At 53.9% G+C, this 4,721-nt stretch carries 4 protein-coding genes and 1 other annotated feature; of the genes, 2 read left to right on the top strand and 2 right to left on the bottom strand.

The window, feature by feature from the left end; all coding sequences use genetic code 11:
- Positions 1 to 136: 136 nt before the first annotated feature.
- The gene (gene dapF, locus OEL57_RS14210; protein ID WP_300741318.1) at positions 137 to 973 is read right to left on the bottom strand and encodes a diaminopimelate epimerase; all 837 of its coding nucleotides are present in this window, start codon (positions 971 to 973) and stop codon (positions 137 to 139) included.
- Between the two features lie 144 nt (positions 974 to 1,117).
- Here dapF and OEL57_RS14205 point away from each other — a divergent pair, with 144 nt between their 5' ends.
- Entirely contained in the window at positions 1,118 to 1,678 is a 561-nt protein-coding gene (locus OEL57_RS14205; protein ID WP_300741317.1) for a gamma carbonic anhydrase family protein, read from the top strand.
- 197 nt (positions 1,679 to 1,875) lie between these two features.
- Positions 1,876 to 2,098, top strand: a binding site (T-box leader).
- Positions 2,099 to 2,151: 53 nt separating this feature from the next.
- Entirely contained in the window at positions 2,152 to 3,711 is a 1,560-nt protein-coding gene (locus OEL57_RS14200; RefSeq protein WP_300741316.1) for a 2-isopropylmalate synthase, read from the top strand.
- A gap of 37 nt (positions 3,712 to 3,748) precedes the next feature.
- Here the strand turns inward: OEL57_RS14200 and OEL57_RS14195 are convergent.
- The coding region (locus OEL57_RS14195) for a sigma 54-interacting transcriptional regulator (protein WP_300741314.1) at positions 3,749 to 4,721 on the bottom strand (973 nt) is incomplete at its 5' end.

The raw sequence follows: 4,721 nt of genomic DNA, 5'->3' as shown, positions 1-4,721 counted from the left end.
GATAGTGGCATGTATGAGAAAACTTCTGACCATTTTAAACGCCATGATGAAAACGGGGCAAAAGTGGAACCCAGCCATGGTCAGCTAAACTAAACTACTTGACAGAGAACACAGTTGCTCTGTGTTTTATCAAATCTTAAAAAACAATCTCACCGTTAAACACTTCCGTAGCCGGGCCTGTCATAAACACCGACCCGTTCTCAACCCACTCCAGCTCAAGATCACCACCAGCCAGATGATTAAGTATCTTGCGGTCAGTCAGATTATTCAATACACCTGCCGCGCAGACCGCACTGGCACCGGTACCGCAAGCCAGGGTCTCGCCTGCGCCCCGCTCCCAGGTGCGCTGTTTGACTTCTGAACGGGAGATGATCTGAATAAACTCCACATTGGTACGGCGGGGGAACAGCTGGTGGTTCTCGATCAATGGACCGTAGGTGGCCACCGGAAAGTTGTCCACGTCATCCACATAGATAATGCAGTGGGGGTTACCCATGGAAACACAGGTGATCTTAAAGGTCTTGTCCAGCACGGTCAGCTCTTCAGCCACCACCTGGGGAGTCGGAGTGCCGTTCATCGGAATCTCTTCACGGGAAAGCCGTGGTGGCCCCATGTTGACCCGCACCCGCTCAACCTTATTCTCTGCATTGGGGAATAACTGCAGGGTAAGGATACCGGCACCGGTCTCAGCCGTGATCTCGGTCTTGGTCACAATGCCATGGTCATAGGCGTACTTGGCCACACAACGGATGCCGTTACCGCACATCTCCGACTCGGAGCCATCGCTGTTGAACATCCGCATCCGTACATCGGCCTTATCGGTGGGCATGATCAGGATCAGGCCATCAGAGCCGATCCCGAAGTTGCGGTTAGAAACCTTGATCGCTGTTTCAGCAGGATTTTCTACGGTCTCCTTGAAACAATCCACGTACACGTAATCGTTGCCAGCACCATGCATCTTGGTAAACTTCATTACAGCTCCTCCATTGAAAGCAATGTATTAGAATCAGGAAAGTAGCAGAATACCGTCACGGCAACAAGACGAAATCATGGACGTGGCAGGAATGTAACGTGTATACTTTTGCTCCATTCAGACCTGTTAAGGAGAACCAAACTCATGATTCGCCCCTTCAAAGGCATCACCCCTCAAATCGACCCTTCCGCCTTTATTGCCGAGACCGCCGTGGTGATCGGTGAAGTCAGCATTGGCGCCCAGGCCAGCCTCTGGTACAACGTGGTGGCCCGCGGCGATGTCAACGCTATCAGCATTGGCGCCCGTAGCAACATCCAGGATCTGACCATGCTGCACGTCACCCATAAGAAGCATGCTGACGACCCCGGTGCTCCGCTGGTTATCGGTGCAGACGTAACCGTGGGCCACTCTGTCACCCTGCACGGCTGCACCCTGAAGGACGGCTGCTTTATCGGCATGCAGGCCATGGTAATGGATAAGGCGGTGGTGGGTGAAGGTGCTCTGGTTGGTGCCCGTGCCCTGGTCACCGAAGGAACCATTATCCCACCCCACACCCTCTGGGTCGGCGCTCCGGCCAAATACAAGCGGGACCTGACGCCGGACGAGATCGCCTGGCTGAACAAGTCTGCTGACAACTATGTACGTTATTCGCGGGAGTTTCTGGAAGATGGTTTGGGGGAACAGTTGGAACTGCCATCTGTTTGATATCTCTAAACAGAACCCCTTAAAAACAAAACAGTTGACGGACTGATCCGGTCTTCTTATGATGTCAAAAAATGAATCCGATTTCAGATCATGGGATGATCTCAAGACGGTGAGGAATGCGGCGACGCAGATGTACAGCAGTACATTGAGGAGACGCAGACGAACCGACGAAGAGAGCGCCATGAGGTGGAATCGGAGTAAAGGCTGGGAAGAGGAGTAGTAACAGAGGTACATCCTTGAGAGAGCCGGTGGGTGGTGCGAACCGGTGGATGGAGACTGTGAACTCGCCTTGGAGCCGTTCCGGTGAACCAACAGTAGTCGGAGCCGATTTATCCACGTAACGGATTTAATTAAGGTTTACAGCTTGCTGTAAACGAAAATGGGTGGTACCGCGAGGCTCAGTACGCCTTCGCCCCATTGACGAGGGCGGAGGCGTATTTTTATTTCAGGACACCACACACAGGAGGTGGAGCATGGCAAAGGCCAAGCAGGCAGTAAAGGACGAGACACGGGTTATCAAGATTTTTGACACCACGTTGCGCGATGGCGAGCAGGCACCGGGCAACAGTATGAATATTGAGGAAAAGCTGCGTTTTGCCAAACAACTACAAAAGTTGAATGTTGATGTGATTGAGGCCGGCTTCCCGATCGCTTCTGAAGGTGACTTTGAGGCGGTCAAGAAAGTAGCGCAGACCATCAAGGGGCCTGAGATTGCCGGACTGTGCCGTTCCAGCATCAAGGATATTGACCGGGCCTGGGAAGCACTGAAGTACGCCGGTGAAAAAGGGCGAATCCATACCTTCATCGCCACCTCGGACATCCATATGAAGTACAAGCTGCAGATGGAACCGGCACAGGTGCTGGAAGCCGCCGTTAAAGCAGTCAAGCGGGCAGCAGGCTACACCCCTAACGTGGAATTTTCCTGCGAAGATGCGGTGCGGACCCAACTGCCGTTTCTGGCCCAGGTAGTTGAGGCGGTAATCGCTGCCGGTGCCACTACGGTCAACATCCCGGACACCGTTGGCTACACCGTGCCGTTTGAGTACTTCAACATCATCAAGTACCTGAAAGACAACGTGCCCAACATTGAAAAAGCAGTTATCTCGGTACACTGCCACAACGACTTGGGGCTGTCGGTAGCCAACTCCATTGCAGCCATACAGGCTGGAGCAGGGCAGGTGGAATGCACCATCAACGGCATCGGTGAGCGGGCAGGCAACTGTTCCCTGGAAGAGTTTGTCATGATCTTGCGTACCCGCCGCGACATCCTGCCCTTTGTCACCGGCATTGCCACAGAACAATTGACCCCGGCCAGCCGCCTGCTGACAAACATCACCGGCATCGCGGTGCAGCCTAACAAATCAGTGGTTGGTGCCAACGCCTTTGCCCACGAGGCCGGTATCCACCAGCACGGCATGTTGATGGACAAATCCACCTACGAAATCATGACCCCTGAATCAGTCGGCCTGACCGCCAGTGCGCTGGTACTGGGCAAACACTCTGGCCGCCACGCCTTCAAGAAACGGTTGGAAGAGCTGGGGCACGATCTGAATGACGAGATGCTGAACCGTGCCTTTGATCGTTTCAAGGCCTTGGCCGACCTGAAAAAAGAGGTCTTTGACGAGGATCTTGATGCGATTGTGACTGATGAATCACGGGAAGAGGACCTGTTCAAGCTGGATCATATTACCGTGACATGCGGCTCCTTTGCCGTGGCCACGGCCACCGTGCAGATGGAGATCGATGGCAAGCCGGTTCGCACCGCTGAACTGGGAGATGGTCCGGTTGACTCAGCCCTTAAGGCGATCCGTAAACTGACCAAGACCAAGGCTAAACTGACCCAATACAACGTCGGCTCCATCACCGGCGGCACCGATGCCCAGGGTGAAGTAACCGTTCGGGTGGAAGAAGGTGGTCATACCGTGGTGGGCAAAGGGGCATCAACGGATATCATCGTGGCTTCGGCCAAGGCCTTCATCCATGCCTTGAACCGGCTGCACTGCAAGCAGAAACGGTTAACTGACGCAATCTAATGACGACGACAGTAGGGGCAGGTTCCAAACCTGCCCCTCATAACCGTACCGTCTTGTAGAGAAAGTTTTTAAATTTATATAGCGCCTTGCGTTGTTCATCACTACTCATCCCATCGGCCAGGGCCTTCAGATAGCGAGCCACCCCCGGCAGGGGCCGTCCGGCAAAGCTGCGGCTCTTTTCCACCACCAACCGGACCACATCCCGGGAAATATCATTGCGGGTAAACGGCTCATAGATATCTTGCCAGAAGTCACCCCCCTGCCGAATCCGCTCAATAATGGCGTCAGCCAGATGCACCGCCAGCTCACGACCGTCTGCTGGCTGACTTATGCTCCCCAGACCAACCCCTTTAACAGCCTGACGGATAGCGTCGCCTCCTATGAGATTACCACGCCGGAAAAACATCGCCCGCAAAAGGATTGAACGTAATTCACGGATGTTCCCTTCATACTGATGTGCCACCAGCTCTGCCTTGGCTTCTTCGGCCAGCACCGGTGGTTCTTCAGAATCCTGCTGTCCACGATAAGTGCGATACAGCTTGCCAAGAAAGTGAACCGCCAGATCCGGTATATCTTCACGTCTCTCATTTAACGAGGGCAAGCGGATTGAAAGCTCGGCCAAACGGTGATAAAGATCTTCGCGAAAACGCCCTGCAGCAATCTCTGCAGGCAGGTCCTTGTTAGTGGCTGCCACCAGCAGCACCCGACTAAACCGCTCTGCATTCTCTCCCAACCGGACAAAGCCGCCATTATCAAGAAAGCGCAACAGTTGCACCTGGGTCTTGGGGTCTGCATCGCCAATCTCATCCAGAAACACCACCCCGCCCATACACTCTTCCAGAATCCCCCGACGATCACTTGAAGCCCCGGTATAGGCGCCTTTTTTATGCCCGAACAGCTCTGAATAGGTCAGTTCACCGCTATAGGCGGCAATATTGGTTTTTTTAACCGGCAGTTCCCCCTGGGAGTTCAGCTGCTGTCGGTACAGTGAGTTAAGGGTGTTATAGGGG

This window comes from Trichlorobacter sp. (genome assembly GCF_030247655.1).
In the GTDB taxonomy this organism is placed as follows: Bacteria; Desulfobacterota; Desulfuromonadia; order Geobacterales; family Pseudopelobacteraceae; genus Trichlorobacter.
This window is presented reverse-complemented; position numbering and strand designations above follow the sequence as displayed.